Source organism: Peptoniphilus asaccharolyticus DSM 20463 (assembly GCF_900176115.1).
Lineage (GTDB): Bacteria > Bacillota > Clostridia > Tissierellales > Peptoniphilaceae > Peptoniphilus > Peptoniphilus asaccharolyticus.
In genome coordinates this window covers 986071-1003585 of the sequence record NZ_FWWR01000009.1, presented here as the reverse complement: position 1 = coordinate 1003585, position 17515 = coordinate 986071, and the positions used below count along the sequence as shown (strand labels likewise).

The window sequence follows — 17515 nt, the reverse complement described above, 5'->3', positions numbered from 1 at the left end:
ATCACTCCTTTTAATATGTTTTGTTTGGTCACTTACATATTAACACAGCTGATTAGCTATGAGTTTATTTATGTTGCACTTGTTATGATAAATTATCTTTGTAAAAAAAGAAGGAGGTAAACATGCGAATAAATGATTTTCATAACATTTTGGAGCTGATAAAACAAGATGTTCTGCAGAGTGAAGCAGAGTATCTGAAGCTCTTAAAAGTTGTCGGGAACAATCAGAAGTACGATTTTAGAAGTCAGTTAAGTATTTATGATAAAAATCCTGAAGCGACAGCTTGTGCCAAGTTTGACTACTGGAGAGAACACTTTAACCGAACTGTCATGCGAGGTCAAAAGGGTATTCCCATTTTAGAGGATTATGGCACATACAAAAAAGTGGACTATATCTTTGATATAAGTCAGACTGTTTCAAGAAACCGAGATGTCAATGAGGTAAATCTTTGGAGATTTGATAAAGAAGCTCATAGAGATGTATTAAAAGAAATGATAAAAGCTGAGGGCTATGAAGAAAGCGAAAGCACCTTAGAAAATATCTTTTCTTTAAGCAGGTTCTACGGAGATGAAAAAATAGATAGCTTGATAAATGAGCTTAGAATATCCGATGAGGACAGAATATCTTTTACTAAATTTGTTAGGGATTCAGTAAGCTATGCGGTAGCGTCAAGATTTAAGTTAGATTATTCGATAGATTATGAGCTTTTAAGAGAGAATTTTCAAAGACTTGACAGCATATCTCTAATGAGTCTTGGTGAAAGCGTATCGGACATTAGCGGAACAGTCATTGATGCAACCATTCAAAAAAGCAAAGAGATAGATCTTCAAAAAGAAGTTTTAAGAGGTAAAGAAGCAGGATATAATAAAATAAAAGAAGAATTAGAGGAGGTAGAAGAAAATGTACTTCGACGAGATGATCAGGAAAGAATTAGTGAAAACGAGCGAATTTTCCGAAATGGAGAGTACGGACGAGATAATAGAGAAAATCAAAGAGAATACACTGAACAGCTTGGAGGAAGAGACGGACTTCATAAGGAAGTATCCAAATCCGACCTACGCAGTGATGAGGCTGGAGTTTCTTTCACAGAGCGAGGAGCAGAGCAACTTCGAGATGTTAGTAGATCTATACAAGGAGAAGAAGTTGACAGGACACCTGATGGACATTCAGAAACAGGCGATAGAATTTATGAGAACAGAGAAACCGAAACTGATGGCAGCTTGGAAGATAGAGGACGAGAACAATCCGCAGTATGGGGCGATGATTTCAGCTCTCAAAGAAATGACCATCAAGGAAGTAGTGGAAATCTAAAAGAAAATACTGAGGCAGAGACAAGAGAAGCTGAAAAGGCTTCTTTTTCTTTACCAGAAAATTCCTATGGACAGATACGCCTTACGATTCCGCTAACTGAGAAAGATATAGATACCGTCCTTATTAACGGAGGAAATCACGATGGCGGCAGACTTCCTGTTATTGCTGAGTTTTCCAAAGAAAAAACAGTAGAAGAATTGGGAGAATACCTCAAAGATACCTTTAAAGGCGGAAACGGGTTTTACATTGATGAAAGAGAAGTATCTTCCTGGTATTCGGATAAAGGCATTCATTTAGCTTATGGAACTTCTGCAAGAGAAGATATGACGCAAATTTTAAGCTGGAGTAATGCTGCAAGAAGAATCAGTGAGCTTTTAGAAACAGGAGAGTTTGCTGCAAATATAGAGCTTTTGGAAGCACAGGACTATGAAAGAGATAGAGTTTCAGAATCGCTATGGTATCTATACCACGATTTAAGTGAAGAAGGAAAAGCACAGGGTTATTTTGACTTTATAGAAAGAGGTGGAGGCTTTCCGAAAGAAACAGGAGTGCTATCCGAAAAACTTAAAAATCCCGACTACCTAAAAAATGTTATTTCTGAATATGGTCGTTTCTTGAGAGCATATAGAGAGGATAGGGGCATACTAAGGTTTCATTATCACAAGGTAGATAGCCTTTATCAGAAATTACAGGAGCTTGCACTTCCAAGAAAGGAATATATCTCTAACCTAACTGAACTTCCAAAAGTACATGGCTTTATTACAGAAGATGAAGTCCTTGCTACGATTTCAAGGGGAAGTGGAGTCGATAAGGGAAAAGAGCGAATTACTAAGTTTTTCAAAGAAAATCATACCTTGCAGGAAAAAGCAAATTTCTTAAAAGATGAGTATGGAATCGGAGGTCATTCTCATGCTGTTTCAGGAGCAAAGGGAAGTGATGAATGGCACGATGCAAAGGGACTTAAATTACAGAAGAATCATTGTAACGATGTATTTCTTACATGGTCAAATGTAGCAAAGTATATAGATGAGCTGCTTTCTAAAAATCTTTATCTTGAAGAAAAAAATATTGAAAGCAAGGTAGAGATAGAAGAACAACAAGAATCAAGTTATTATTCTAAAGATGATCCAAATAATCTAATGACTGAAGAAATGCTTGAGAGAGTGCCCGAGCTTTATGCACAGGAAGATGTAGCCTTAGCAGACAAACAGGTTCATGCAGCATACATCATTCCATTTAGAAGCAACTGGACTTGGTATATGACGGAGTACGATAGAGAAAGCAAAGACGCTTTTGGACTTGTTTTAGGTATAGAACCGGAATGGGGATATTTTAATCTTGATGAGCTAAAGGAATTAAACGCCCAAAGACTTGTTTTAGAGGATTTTCCAAAGACCTTTAGAGAACTTAAAGACAGTGAACTTAAAAAGCAGATGGATGAGCAGGAGCTTCAGTCTGCCTTTAATGGAGAACTTAGCTTTGAAGATAAAGTAGAGCTTGAAGCACCTGAAGAAGCAGAAGAAAGCATACAAGCAGAACATTTTCAGGCTACCTTATTTGATTATCTAAAGGGAAGAGAAGAAGTAGAGCTTAACGAAAAAGAGGAAAGTTTTTCAGATGAGTTTGCAGTTAAAGAAGGTGATACCGTCTATTTTAATCATGAGGAGTACAAAGTAAGGGAGATCTCTAAAAATCAAATCACTGGAAGAAATGATTTGTGGCTTGATCCTACAAGACAAGGTAATCATCAAATACCGATTATATCCTTTACAGATGATGAGGATTTATTAAGACAAGTAAGTCTCGAAAGACCTGAATTTATCATCGGTGATGAAGTGAAGTACAAGGGGAAAGACTATACCATCACAAGATTTGATGATATGGGAAATAACCTAAAGACAGTAACGGTTAAGGATAATACAGAGTATCTTGGAGGCATGATTACAGGCTCCGATGTAATTGCTTATCGTAAGGAAAGTGAGCTTGATAAAATCTTTGAAAATCTTACCAATGCAAAGTCCGAAAAGACTTCTAATGAAGTAGGGATAAAGAAGATTGAGGCTCATAATTTCAAAATTACAGAAGAAACGATCCCTCAAAAGTTATCTCCAAGCGAGAGATTAAACAATAACCTTGAAGCAATTTCTATGCTTAACAGAGTGGAAAGCGGAGAACGCGAGCTTGATATTACAGCTCAAGAAGTTTTAGCAAAATATGTAGGCTGGGGTGGATTATCTGAAGTCTTTGATGAAAGCAGAGAAGGTCAGTGGAAAGAGGCAAGGAGCTTCTTAAAAGAAAACTTATCACAATCTGAATATGAAGCTGTTAAGGAATCGACCTTAACGGCTTTTTATACGCCTAAAACAGTCATTGACAGTATTTATTCTACCCTGTCAGGTATGGGATTTAAGAGTGGAAATATCCTTGAGCCAAGTATGGGCATTGGAAACTTTATCGGAAATCTTCCTGATGAAATGAACAAGTCAAAGTTTTATGGTGTTGAGCTTGACTCGGTAAGTGGTCGCATAGGAAAGCTGCTATACCCTGAAAGTGATATACAGGTTAAGGGACTTGAAGAAACGGGATTCTCCAATAACTTCTTTGATGCGGTTATCGGTAATGTTCCATTTGGAGAATATAAGGTAAATGACAGGGAGTATAACAAAAATAACTTCCTTATCCATGATTATTTCTTTGCCAAGTCCATTGATAAAGTCAGAAACGGCGGCATTATCGCCTTTATCACATCAAGTGGAACAATGGATAAAAAGGACGAAAGTGTAAGACGCTATCTTGCAGCAAGAGCAGAGTTTTAGGGGCAATCAGACTTCCAAATGATACCTTTAAGGGAGTTGCCGGAACGGAAGTAACATCGGACATTATTTTCCTAAAGAAAAGAGATAGTATCAGAGAAAGGGATGAGGACTGGATACACCTTGCTGAAGATGAAAATGGTCTTACCTATAACAAATATTTTGTAGATCATCCTGAACAGGTACTCGGCACAATGCGTGAAGTTTCAGGAAGATTTGGAAACACACTTGCGTGCTTGCCGAAAGAAAATGCCGACTTAAAAGAGCTTCTGACAAAAGCAAGTGAAGAAATATCCAAAGGATCAACTTATGAAGAAATAGAGCTTTTAGATGATGAAATCACTTCAATTCCTGCAAAGGATGATGTCAAAAACTTTTCCTATACCGTTATTGATGGTGAAGTCTATTACAGAGAAAACTCACTTTTCGTAAAGAAAGAAGTAACGGAGAAAAATAAGGAAAAGATTAAGGACTATCTTGAACTGAATACTGCCCTTAAAGATGTTATCTATAAGCAGAAAGAGGATTTTTCTGATGATGAGGTAAAGAAAGCTCAAGAAAAGCTCAATGAAGTCTATGACAACTTTTCAAAGAAGCATGGCTTTATAAATAATTTAAGCAATACCAGAGCCTTAAAAGAGGATAGCAACTTCCCGCTTGTTTCTTCCATTGAAATCCTTGATGAAGAAGAAAACTTCAAAGCAAAGGGAGATATTTTCTCCAAGCGAACAATCACAAAGGCGAAGGTTATCGACCATGTAGACACTTCCCTTGAAGCTCTTGTTTTATCGGTATCAGAAAAAGGATATATGGATTTTGAGTATATGGGAAGCCTTACAGATAAAGACAGACCGACTTTGATAGAAGAACTTAGAGGGGAAATCTATCTAAACATCAGAGAAGAACAAAACTTTTATAGACCATTATCTTTTAACCTTGAAGATGGAGATCTACCTTTTGCCTGTGCAAACGGCAGTAATTCATATAAGTACGGCTATGTAACAAAGGATGAGTATCTAAGCGGAAATATCAGGGACAAAATTGCCATAGTAGACAGTTACCTTGCAAAGTTAAGACAAACCGAAAGAGAGTTACCTCATCTTGGCTATGCGGAAGATGGCAAAGAAAAAGAGCTGATAAGCTATGAGATGAACCGTTTGGAATATCAAAAGGCAGAGCTTACAAAAGTTCTTCCAAAGGAACTTGAAGCAAGTGAAATCAATGTAAGACTCGGAGCTACTTGGATACCGAATAAGGATATTGAAAAATTCATCTTTGAAACGCTGAAAACTCCGGGATATGCCAAATGGGATATTAAGGTTAAATTTTCAAATCTGACAAGTGAATGGAATGTTGAAGGAAAGAGCAGGGACAGAGGAAATGACCTTGCAGAGATGACATACGGCACCTCAAGGGTAAATGCCTATAAACTGATTGAAGATGCTCTAAATTTAAAAGAAACAAAGGTATTTGACCAGATTGTAAATCCGGACGGCTCGAAAACTTCTGTATTAAATAAAAAGGAAACGCTTCTTGCAGGACAGAAACAGGAGCTTATAAAAGAAGAATTTAAGAACTGGATATTTAGCGACCAAGAACGTAGAAACAGGCTTGTAAAGTTATATAACGAGCGTTTTAACTCTATCCGCAACAGAGAATATGATGGAAGCAACCTTTCTTTTGAGGGAATGACCACAGAAATTGATTTAAGACCTCATCAAAGAAATGCCATAGCAAGAAGCCTTTATGGAGGAAATACCCTTCTTGCTCATGTAGTAGGAAGCGGTAAGACCTTTGAAATGGTGGCATCTGCGATGGAAAGTAAAAGGCTTGGAATGTGCAGTAAGTCCTTGTTTGTTGTCCCCAATCACTTAACGGGTCAAATCGGTCGTGAGTTTATGCAGCTATATCCGTCAGCTAACATTATGGTTGCAGATAAGAAAGACTTTGAGCCGAAAAACAGAAAAAGATTTATCGGCAAAATTGCAACAGGAGAGTATGATGCCGTTGTAATCGGGCATACGCAGTTTGAAAAGATCCCGATGAGTAAGGAATATCAGGAAAAGCATATTCAAGATCAGATTGATGAAATTATAAACTATGTGGAGGAATATAAGCATGACAGAAATCAGAATTTTACCGTAAAGCAACTTGAAAAAACAAAAAAGAAGCTGGAAACAAGGCTTGAAAAGTTAAACGATGATTTTAAAAAAGACGATGTCATTACCTTTGAAGAATTAGGTGTAGATAAGCTCTTTATTGACGAGGCACATAATTACAAAAATCTCTACCTTTATACAAAAATGAGGAATGTAGCAGGTATTGGACAGTCTGAAGCCTTTAAGTCCTCCGATATGTTTATGAAGTGCAGATACATGGATGAAATGACAGGTGGAAAAGGTATTGTCTTTGCCACAGGAACGCCTGTCAGTAACTCGATGACAGAGCTTTATACTATGCAGCGTTATCTTCAGTATGAAAGCCTTAAAAAGAATAATTTGGAGCATTTTGATAGCTGGGCTTCTACCTTTGGTGAAACGCAGTCAGCTTTTGAATTATCTCCGGAGGGCTATACTTTAATAGGACGATAAAATTAACTGTCCTAAATTGAAAATACATAAGGAAGGAGGTTAAGAGAATGTCAAGGACTTCAAAGATTACAGCACTTTATGAGAGATTATCAAGAGATGATGACCTGAATGGCGAGAGTAATTCCATTACTAATCAGAAAAAATACCTCGAAGATTATGCCCGTAGGAATGGCTTTGAGAATATCCGCCATTTTACTGACGATGGTTTTTCGGGTGTAAATTTCAATCGCCCCGGCTTTCAAGCGTTGATTAAGGAAATTGAAGCAGGCAATGTCGGAACATTGATTGTTAAGGATATGAGCCGATTAGGGCGAAACTATCTGCAAGTCGGCTTTTATACGGAAATTCTGTTTCCGCAGAAAGATGTCCGTTTTCTTGCAATCAATAACAGCATTGACAGCAACAATGCTTCGGATAATGATTTTGCTCCGTTTTTGAATATTATGAACGAATTCTATGCCAAAGACACGAGCAATAAAATCAAGGCTATGTTTGACGCACGAATGAAAGACGGAAAGCGTTGCAGTGGTTCTATTCCTTATGGGTATAACCGATTGCCAAGCGATAAGCAGACGCTTGTCGTTGACCCTGTGGCTTCTGAGGTGGTAAAGCGTATCTTTCTGCTTGCCAATGAGGGCAAAAGCCCACGAGCCATAGCGGAAATACTGACCGAAGAAAGGGTTTTAATTCCTGCCGCATATGCAAAGGAATATCATCCAGAACAGTACAACGGAATTAAGTTTGCAGACCCTTATATTTGGGGCATATCTGCCATTAGAACGATTTTAAGCAGGCAGGAATATCTTGGGCATACTGTTTTGAGAAAGTCGGTCAGCACCAATTTCAAACTGCATAAGAGAAAGACTACCGATGAAGATGAGCAGTATGTGTTTTATAACACCCACGAGCCTATCATATCGCAGGAACTTTGGGACAGCGTTCAGAAGCGAAAGAAACGAGTGAGCAGAGCTGCGGCAAGAGGTACACATATAAACCGATTAAGCGGCTATCTATATTGTGCCGACTGTGGCAGGAGAATGACTTTGCAAACGCATTACAGCAAGAAAGATGGTTCTACTCAGTATTCTTACCGTTGCGGCGGGTATGCAAGCAGGGTTAATTCCTGTACTTCCCATACGATTAGTGCTGATAATGTTGAAGCCTTGATATTATCGGCGGTTAAACGCTTTTCAAAATTCGTTCTGAATGACGAAAAAGCATTTGCTTTGGAACTGCAATCCCTTTGGAAAGACAAGCAAGAGGAAAAGCCGAAGCACAATCAATCGGAGTTGAAACGCTGTCAGAAACGCTATGACGAACTCTCTACGCTCATTCGTGGCTTGTATGAAAATCTTATATCGGGATTACTGCCCGAAAGACAGTACAAGCAACTGATGAAGCAGTATGATGATGAACAGGCTGAATTGGAAGCAAAAATGGAAACGATGAAAAAGGAACTTTCCGAAGAAAAAGACAGCACTATGGGTATTCAGCATTTTATATCGCTGATAAGCAAGTATAAAAATCCTACGGAAGTTTCTGATTTGATGTTTACCGAACTTGTTGACAAGATTGTGGTGTATGAAGCCGAGGGTTTGGGAAAAGCAAGGACACAAAAGGTTGATATTTACTTCAATTATGTCGGACAGGTCGATATTGCCTACACCGAGGAAGAACTTGCCGAGATAAAAGAGCAAGAAGAACAGGAAGAAAAGAAGCGATTGGAGAAACAGCGTCAGCGTGAAAAAGCCTATCGAGAGAAGCAAAAGGCGAAAAAACTTGCTGAAAACGGTGGCGAAATCGTCAAAACAAAGGTGTGTCCGCATTGTCAGAAAGAATTTATCCCTACAAGCAACCGACAGATTTTCTGCTCAAAGGATTGTTGCTATCAGGCAAGGCAGGATAAGACGAAAGCCGACAGAGAAGCGGAAAAAGGCAATCATTATTATCGTCAGCGTGTATGTGCTGTGTGTGGCAGTACCTACTGGCCTACACACAGTCAGCAGAAATTCTGCTCAGCGGAATGTAAAAAGGTAAACCACAATAAGAAAACCTTGGAGTTTTACTACAAGAAGCAAAAGGAGAAAGAACTATGCAAAGATTTATTACAGACGAAAAAACAGATATCCAATACGAACTCATCAGAGATTACTATTATCCCTGTTTGACAGTAGAAGAAAGTCCCCCTCTTTCAAAATACGGGCGGTTGCGGCAACGATATTTGAGGGAACATAAGCGTGTGCTATATTTTACTCTGCTGACAAGCGGAAAGCTATATGAACATCTTGCTGAAATTGATGCTTCGGCTTGTAATATGGCTGAATATCTGATAAAGGAAATGGCAAAAAAGCAAGGCGTAACAGAGGAACTGAAAGCAACGGATATGATGCGATGGGTCGGGCTTATGAATAACATTCGAGCCTGCGTTGATGAGATTGTATTGAATGATATTGTGTACTCGTAATTTAATACCAGCCGAAGAAGAACTGCTGTCTGCTTGATGGCAGTTTTTCTTTTTCGGCAAGTATTCAAGAAGTCATTAAGTTGCGAGTATAGTCGAAGTGGGTATAAAATATGTGGTAAATACATTTGATGATTACTCAACATAAAACATAATTTTCGTTATATATTCGTTTTCATCGCTCGTAGAAAGATAGTCGTTAATTGCAAATTCATATGAGTCTGAAATAATATTCAACTGATTCTTTTGACAGTATTGCAAAATGCGTTCATAAGTTTTACCAATGGAAGGATAATCTCCCGTGTGATAAGTAAACACACACATTCCTTTGGGGAGTTCCAGAACACCCTCAATATTATCCGACTTTTCGATAGGGAGAAAAGCAAAAGAAGCTTCCGTATATCTTTTCTGTAAAATATGTTCATAGGGCATAATTGCACCACTTTGAAAGAAAATTGGAAGTTGCTCTTTGAATGAACGAACAAAACATTCCTTGGTGGCGATACTGACCATTTCCAAAGTATAAGGTTTAGCAACCTCTTGCAGTAAAATGTATTGAGGGTTTACTTCTTCCACAGAAATAACATCACTGCAATCACGAATGGAGGCGGAATGTTCCAACTGTAAGCAACGATGTTCGACACGAGTTTTAATCATTTGCAGTTCATTAATTTGACGATTGATGATAGTAAGTTGTTTTCGAAGAGCGATAATGGAATTATCAACCGTAAAATTCTTCATATGTACTTTAATTTCATCGAGAGAAAAGCCGATTTTTTTCATTATGCAAATCGTATCTAAATAGTCGAGTTGACTGGAACTGTAATAACGATAGCCATTGTTAGAATCCGTATATGCAGGACAAAAAAGACCGATTTTATCATAAAAAATCAGAGTTTGACGAGATATATTTTGAAGTTTGGACATTTCACCAATGGAAAACAAATTTTTCATACAACCCCCCCTTGACCTTATAGTTACTATACAGTTTATAATTATAACATAGGAATATGAACATATCAAGGAGGATACTCAAATTGAAACACTGTATGACATCCATTTGCAAAGAATTTATGGATGGATTGACTTTTAAGAAAATACTGCTGATATTGCTCGGAGCAATGATTTGTACCTTTGGTATTCACAACATTCATCAGCGAACAAACATAACAGAAGGTGGGGTCATTGGGTTAATGCTTCTCGTTGAACATTGGCTAAAAATTTCTCCAGCCTACATTACACCTATCTTGGATATAACTTGTTATTTGCTCGCATTTAAATTTTTGGGTGGAAGCTTTATAAAAATATCAATTATTTCAACTATGTTTGTTTCTGGTTTTTATAAAATATGGGAGTTGTTTCCGCCAATGCTTCCTGATTTATCTGCACATCCTTTGGTTGCCTCTGTATTAGGCGGTATTTTTGTTGGTGTAGGTGTTGGTCTAATTGTTCGACAGGGGGGGATCCAGTGGTGGAGATGATGCACTGGCGTTAACAATTTCTCATATTTCGCACTGGAAGTTATCTCGTTCCTATTTGTTTACGGATGTTGTAGTTCTATTTTTATCACTTACCTACATTCCAGTAATGCGTATTGTATTTTCATTGATTACAGTTACCATCTCGTCTTATCTGATTGATTGGATAAAGGAATATGAAAGCGTCAATAGCGTTAAGTAATAGCAGCAATTCTAATATTTGTTGATTTGCTAATGTATAACGAAGCAATAACTTGGAATAAAATAGTCGGCCATTATAATACGCCTTATCGGACTTGCTTTTACCAATCTAAAAAATAAGAAAATTCAGTTTAGCACTATCACAAAACAAAATATATCTGACAGAAAGCACTGTAGAAATACGGTGTTTTTTGTTACGACGAATTGTCAAATCAAATGCAACACCTATGGTAAGAGACCAAAAAGTTCTTCTTTAGGTGTTTTATATTTTATACATTTTCTAGGTCTATTATTCATTAAACTTAAGTTATAATTTAATTCATCAATATTCACTTCTGATAAATCCATACCCTTAGGATAAAACTCCCTCAAAAGTCCGTTACTATTTTCATTTGTACCTTTTTGCCATGCACAATAGGGATCACAAAAATAAGTTTTGCATCCTAATTCTTTTTCTATTTTCTCAAATTCTGAAAATTCTTTACCTCTATCAAAGGTTATTGTTTTTACTAATTCTTTTGGATAATCTTTTAATGCATTTATTATTGCTGGTGTTACGCTTTCCGACTTTCTATTTTCAACTAGGATTGCTATATAATATCTAGATTTTCTTTCTGCTAAAGTTACGAAACAACATCTACTTTTCCTTTTATGATCTAATCTGCCTGATTCCACTGTATCTGCTTCCCAGTGGCCTAATTCTTGCCTTCTGTATATCTCTTTAGGTCTTTTCTTAATTGTTCTACCTTTATCATTGAATTTTCCTCTTTTTTCTGCTGGCCTTTTAAATTTAGCTTTTCTTCTCAAATTTTTCATACTAGTTTTTGGCAGCTTTTTGGCGTGTATCATTCTATATATCGTTGATGTAGATGGTAATTCATGAATCTCATTTGTGTTTCTATTTGATATTTGTTCAGGGGACCAATGTTCGTTAATCTTTACAGTTAAATAATCAATAACATCTTTAGAAAATTTACTTTTTCTATGGCAGTCTTTTCTTCTATCAATATATTTATCATTTGCCTTTATCGGAAAGTACTTAGTGTAACTTCCCCTACTAACTTTTATCTTAGATGAATTTCTTTTAATTTCTCTAGATATTGTACTAGGTGACCTTTTAAGTGCTTGTGCAATTTTCCTTATACTCATTCCTAAATTTAAAAATTGGTAAATACAAGATCTTTCTTCTATGGTAAGATGGTTATAGCTCATAGTTAATCACTCCTTTTAATATGTTTTGTTTGGTCACTTACATATTAACACAGCTGATTAGCTATGAGTTTATTTATGTTGCACTTGTTATGATAAATTATCTTACCCAAAACCCACAATTCAATACATAACCACAGGTTAGTACAAATACCTTATGTGATTTTTTAAAAGGCTTAGAAAGGGATATTTACCCCGATTTTCGCCCCGAGAAATGACACAAACAAGGCTTAATGTATCTTCTCTGTGGTTTTTATATTTTCGGCAGGAAAGGAGGATTGATTGCTATGCCGAGAATGAGCAAGAAACGGAAACAAGAGTGGGCATTGTTTCTGAATGAAAGAAATCGCATTACCTACAACGAACTTTGCAGAAAATGCAGGAATGACTGTAAGCAGAGTTTCCGCTGTATCGTGGTGCTTTGCCCGAAATATTTATCGAAAAGGAGAACAAAGAAAAATGATTGAAAATGAAATGACTGTCAGCGTACCTCTTGAAGTTGTCAAGGCAAGCGAAATCGAGCCGAAAGAAGTGAAATGGCTGTGGTATCCGTATATTCCGTTTGGCAAGGTTACGCTGTTGCAGGGCGATCCCGGCGATGGAAAAAGCAAGCTAATGCTTTCCATTGCCGCCCTGCTCTCAAAGGGCGAACCTCTGCCCTTTACCGAAACGGAAGAAAACGAGCCTATGACTATCATCTATCAGACAACGGAAGATGACGCAGACGATACGGTAGTACCTCGATTTAATTCTGCCGGTGGCAACGGTGAGAACCTTATCTTTATCAAGGAAGATGAAAAGTCTTTATCCTTTGGGGATAACCGTATTCGTGAAGCGATTGAGATGTACCACGCAAAACTTTTAATTCTTGACCCGATGAGTTCTTATATCGGAGAAAGCTGTTCAATGAACAATGCCAACGAAACTCGAGCCGAGTTTAATCATTTGATAGCGGTTGCGAAAGATACAGGTTGTGCGATTGTGATTATCGCTCATATGAACAAGATGAGGGATACCAATCCCCTTTACCGCACCAACGGTTCGATTGACATTGCGGGTGCTGCAAGAAGTATTCTTGCAATCACACGCACACCGAACAAAGAAGCACCAACGGAAAGATATTTGGTGCAGGTAAAATCAAACCTTGCTCCGACAGGCTCTGCCATTCTGTTTGAGGTGTCGGAGAAAGGTGTGGACTTCATTTCCGAAATGGAAATGACAGCAGAAGAAGCGTTCCACTCCCTTGCCCCGAAAATTGGCAGACCGAACGACAAGGAAGTCAAGGTGAAAGCATTTCTGATTGAAATGCTGAAAGACGGAGAAATGCTTTCTTCGGATTGTGAAGAAAAACTTGAAGCCGCAGGGTTCAGGAAATCGACCATTAAAAAGGCAAAGAAGAACGCAGGAGTTATCTCCCGAAAGAAAGGTTTTCTGTGGTACTGGTCTTTGCCGATGGGCGATATACCGAGAGAATATAAATAGGCTGTCTGTTGATAGGACAGTCTGTTTTTATGATTGAGGTATCAAAGAAGGTCAAGGGGGAACACCCTTGCCCACGACATCTTTGCAGACAAAGTCTGAAAGTGTCATAGTGGGTTACACACATTCAAAGAATGTTGTGTAATGGCTTCACCCTGCCGAGAAAGGAGAACGAAATGGCGAAAAGCAACAAGGCGGATATGAGTTGTGCAAGGGTAAAAAAGTACACCGCTTCTGATGTGAGCAAGGCGGAAAGGCACAACGAACGCAAGAATGAAACCTATGAAAATATGAATGTGATTGAGGAACGCATACCCTATAATGTGCATTTCAAAAAGCCTTTTGCCCCAACCTATATGGAGCAGTTAAAGCAGATGGAAACTGATGGTATGGTGTCGCTTCGTGGGTTGAGAAAAGACGCAACGCTGTTCAATGAGATTGTGATTGATGTGAACACAATGTACTTTGAGCATAACGGTGGCTACGAATATGCAAAGCAGTTTTATGAAGAAGCGTTTCATTTTATCGAGGAAAAATTCGGTGCTGATAATGTCATATCGGCTGTTATGCACGCTGATGAAATCAATGTAGCGGCAACTGAGGAACTGGGAAAAGAGGTTTACCACTATCATCTTCACGCTATGGTTTTGCCTGTGGTGGAGAAAGAAATCCTATGGAGCAAGCGTTGCAAAGATGAAAAACTGCTAGGAACAGTTAAGGAAGTTGTTCATCAAATTAGCCATTCAAAGAAATGGAAATCGGATATTCCGCTGACCGATGAAAAAGGCAATCTGCTTCTCAGAAAGAACGGAAAACCTATGTTTCGAGCTTCGTACAGCATACTGCAAGACGAATTGTTTAATTATATGACAGAGCGAGGATTCAAAGGCTTTCAGCGTGGCGAATACGGAAGTACCGCAGAGCATTTGACTTCCTTGCAATATCAAATCAAGCAGGACAAGGAGCGATTGGAGAAGTTGCAGAAGCGTATTCAGCGTGAACAGATAAAGTATGAGCCTGCCCGTAATGTTTCCAAAACCTATAACGAGATTGACAGTATGGGGCAGAAAACAATCACGGGTAAAATGGCAATCTCAAAAGAGGATTATTCCCAACTGACTGCCCTTGCCAAAGAGGGCATTACAAGTCGTGCGGAAATCAGCGAATTAGAACAGAGTGCCAACTATTACCGACAGAAATATTTTGACTGTGCAAACGCACTCGAAAGAATGAAAACTAAATACAACGAACTGAAAGAAAAGTGCAGACCTTTTCTTCAAGCGTTGGAGCATTTCCCCGAAGTTGCTAAACTTTTTACCGAGAAAGTGAAGCAGCTTTTTTCTTTTAAGGAAGCACAGGAACGAACCGAAAAAGAAGCAAGGGAAAAAGAACGACAGGAGCGTATCAAGGCTCGAAGAAACAAGCGTGGTATGGAAAGATAACCATTTCCATTATACTCACGACTTAATGACTTCTTGACATATTGAAAATCTGCGGTTGCTGGGTGTTCTAATGTGAATGCCCAGCAATCAAATTTTATGAAAGAGAGGAACGGACTATATGAAAGAACAGAAATATTCTTATTCACAGCGAATTGGAAAGACAACATTCAACGTAAATGTAAAGCAGTCCGAAAGTGCCAAAAAGCCTTTGAATACAGTGTTTCAGGACATCTGCAAGCACGAGGTTTTGGGTGGCTTCTTTACGGACAAATCGTTTAATTTAGAAAATCCACAAAAAGTGTCTTGACAAACTCGACCCCGAGGGAACAGGGTACAGAGTAAAGACAAGATTTTCCAAGTTCTATAACCTTCCTGAACTAATGTCTATGTTTAAAGAAGTTGCGGATATTCAGACAGCAGATATGCTAAATCTTCCAACGCCTGAAGCACACTATGAAGTTATTAAAACTTTGCCAAGTGAGGAACAAAAGGAAATCCTAAAGAGCCTTTCTGAAAGAGCAGACGATGTAAGAAACAGGATAGTAGAGCCTGACGAAGATAATATGCTTAAAATTACTAATGACGGTAAGAAACTTGCCTTAGATCAGCGTTTAATCAATCCACTGCTTCCTGACAATCCTGACAGCAAGGTCAATGTGTGCGTGAAAAATGTATTTGCCATTTGGGATAAGACAAAAGAAAATAAGTCCACACAGCTTCTTTTCTCCGACATGTCAACTCCAAAAGGAAATGGAGAGTTTAATATTTATGATGATATTAGAGAAAAACTTGTGGCAATGGGAATACCGAAAGAAGAAATAGCCTTTATCCATGAAGCAAATTCCGATAAGCAAAAGGATGAACTCTTTGCAAAGGTAAGAAAAGGCGAAATTCGTATCTTAATGGGTTCAACGCAGAAGATGGGAGCCGGAACGAATGTGCAAAACAAGCTGATTGCTTTGCATGACCTTGATGGCCCATGGCGTCCTGCCGATTTGGACAGTTCGGAGTGGTAAGACGAAAAGCATTGAAAATAGGACTATCTCAAAATTACTAACGCAAACACAATAAAGAAATGTATATGGATGATTTTTAGATTCGCTTATGATATAATAAAATAGGTAAATGACTAAATTTATTGTAAAGGTGGTGGCGAAGTATGGCACTTAGTTATAAACCATTATGGCACTTGCTTGTTGAAAAGAATATGAAGAAGGAAGATTTAAAGAGAGCAGCTCATATAACCAGTAATGTTATATCAAGAATGAGTAAAGACACCTATGTAAATCTTGATTCTTTAGAAAAAATATGTTTAGCGTTAGACTGTACCCTTAATGATGTTGTTGAAATCATTAAAGATACAGAATAACAGTTGTAAAACCACTCGATTATATAATTAGGTGGTTTTATTTTTTTCGCCTAAAGTTGATACTGGCGTTTTTTATGAGTGGAGATTTCTTAAATAACTTTCTTAGGTGATTTTTATCATCTTCCGATAGTTTTTTATATTTAATTTGAAACGAATTGCAGAAAATCTCAATAAAGGTATCTATGCTGTTATTGGAAGAACGCATAATTTGCGATAGTTCACTGACAAGTTTAGAATTGTTATCGCTATCTGGGGTATTTTCTATATCATGTTCGTGATTTTTACGAATATCTTTTAGAATAGTATCCCAAGTCTTGTGAGTGATATGGCAAAAGAAATCTTCCTCTTTTATTTGGGAAGCTACAAGAGTTCTTAATACATGGTCTGTATCTACATCAGGATTTTGACTGATGATTTCTGCTCTTACAGATTCTAAAGAGTTATTCAGATCATTAAAACGCATAGTAGCAATACCATCAACAAAGATTTCCGCATCAGCCATAAGTTCCTTAAACTTATCGTGTGTAGCAATTTCACAAAGCAGGCGATTATTGATGACCTCACTTTTTAACAAATCAACCATAGCATCACTCAAATGTAGATCAGTAAGTTCTGTATTTGGGTGATTTTTGTTTTCTGTAAGACAAAGCAGATAGTCCGTAGAAACATTATAAAACTTAGCAAAAACAACTAAATTACCATGGTTAATTTCTTTGTAATCATCATTTTCATAATTACCTAGTGCAGATTTAGAAATACCAGTAAGACTAGATAGTTCCTCTAAATTTAGATTATGTGCAACTCTTAAATCTTTTAAGAGTTCTTGTAAGGTTATTTTACACCTCATAATATATAACCTTCTTGATAAAAAATATTCTCAATAAATATTATATCATACCATTTCCACAATCGTGGAAAAGTGGGAACAAAATGAACTATTCCAAGATTAAGGCCATACGGGAATAGGCACAAAAATACAATATCCTATTTACAGATGTTCTTTGAAAACTAAATGAGCGGTTTGTAAGGATATGTATCTATGGGGAAGTAGGCGATGATATGAGCTTACCAAGTAGAACGAAACATCGCTGTGAGATTCAGGAGTAGGAACTATATCATGTGAAACCGACAAAAATGCAACTGATAAAATAGTGATAGGGA

General features: G+C 37.6%; 10 protein-coding genes and 2 pseudogenes. 9 read left to right on the top strand and 3 right to left on the bottom strand.

Annotation, left to right across the window (positions count from 1 at the left end; all coding sequences use genetic code 11):
• Positions 1-122: 122 nt before the first annotated feature.
• The 3 genes and pseudogenes from B8869_RS05805 to B8869_RS05795 all read left to right on the top strand — a co-directional run.
• A pseudogene (locus B8869_RS05805) lies at positions 123-6694 on the top strand (Eco57I restriction-modification methylase domain-containing protein); the annotation flags it as partial.
• Between the two features lie 68 nt (positions 6695-6762).
• On the top strand, positions 6763-8883 hold the full coding sequence (locus B8869_RS05800; RefSeq protein ID WP_084230719.1) for a recombinase family protein: 2121 nt from the start codon (positions 6763-6765) through the stop codon (positions 8881-8883).
• Positions 8808-9179, top strand: a complete 372-nt coding sequence (locus B8869_RS05795; RefSeq protein ID WP_084230718.1) for a TnpV protein — start codon at positions 8808-8810, stop codon at positions 9177-9179. The genes B8869_RS05800 and B8869_RS05795 overlap by 76 nt, the downstream gene beginning before the upstream one ends.
• 132 nt (positions 9180-9311) lie before the next feature.
• Here B8869_RS05795 and B8869_RS05790 read toward each other — a convergent pair whose 3' ends face one another.
• A complete protein-coding gene (locus B8869_RS05790) occupies positions 9312-10130 on the bottom strand; it encodes a MerR family transcriptional regulator (RefSeq protein WP_084230717.1) in 819 nt (272 codons plus the stop codon).
• An 83-nt stretch (positions 10131-10213) separates the two neighbouring features.
• On the opposite strand from B8869_RS05790, the gene B8869_RS11750 reads away from it, so the two are divergent.
• Together B8869_RS11750 and B8869_RS12480 are read left to right on the top strand one after the other, a co-directional pair.
• The gene (locus tag B8869_RS11750) at positions 10214-10657 is read left to right on the top strand and encodes a YitT family protein (RefSeq protein ID WP_200805959.1); all 444 of its coding nucleotides are present in this window, start codon (positions 10214-10216) and stop codon (positions 10655-10657) included.
• Positions 10623-10856: a YitT family protein gene (locus B8869_RS12480; RefSeq protein WP_200805958.1), complete on the top strand. Its 234-nt coding sequence runs from the start codon at positions 10623-10625 to the stop codon at positions 10854-10856. The genes B8869_RS11750 and B8869_RS12480 overlap by 35 nt, the downstream gene beginning before the upstream one ends.
• A gap of 224 nt (positions 10857-11080) precedes the next feature.
• Here the strand turns inward: B8869_RS12480 and B8869_RS05780 are convergent, their stop codons facing one another.
• Positions 11081-12067, bottom strand: a complete 987-nt coding sequence (locus B8869_RS05780) for an IS30 family transposase (protein WP_084229742.1) — start codon at positions 12065-12067, stop codon at positions 11081-11083.
• A gap of 333 nt (positions 12068-12400) precedes the next feature.
• On the opposite strand from B8869_RS05780, the gene B8869_RS05775 reads away from it, so the two are divergent.
• From B8869_RS05775 to B8869_RS05755, 4 genes and pseudogenes are all read left to right on the top strand, one after another.
• Positions 12401-13546, top strand: coding sequence for an AAA family ATPase (locus tag B8869_RS05775; protein WP_084230716.1), 1146 nt, complete (start codon positions 12401-12403; stop codon positions 13544-13546).
• A 173-nt stretch (positions 13547-13719) separates the two neighbouring features.
• Complete coding sequence (locus B8869_RS05770; RefSeq protein ID WP_084230715.1) at positions 13720-14985, top strand: plasmid recombination protein; 1266 nt, start codon at positions 13720-13722, stop codon at positions 14983-14985.
• A gap of 308 nt (positions 14986-15293) precedes the next feature.
• Positions 15294-15986 (top strand): annotated as a pseudogene (locus B8869_RS05760) (hypothetical protein); the annotation flags it as partial.
• Positions 15987-16144: 158 nt separating this feature from the next.
• Entirely contained in the window at positions 16145-16354 is a 210-nt protein-coding gene (locus B8869_RS05755; RefSeq protein ID WP_084230713.1) for a helix-turn-helix domain-containing protein, read from the top strand.
• Between the two features lie 37 nt (positions 16355-16391).
• On the opposite strand, the gene B8869_RS05750 is transcribed toward B8869_RS05755, so the two are convergent.
• Positions 16392-17201, bottom strand: a complete 810-nt coding sequence (locus tag B8869_RS05750; RefSeq protein ID WP_084230712.1) for a helix-turn-helix domain-containing protein — start codon at positions 17199-17201, stop codon at positions 16392-16394.
• Between the last annotated feature and the right edge of the window lie 314 nt (positions 17202-17515).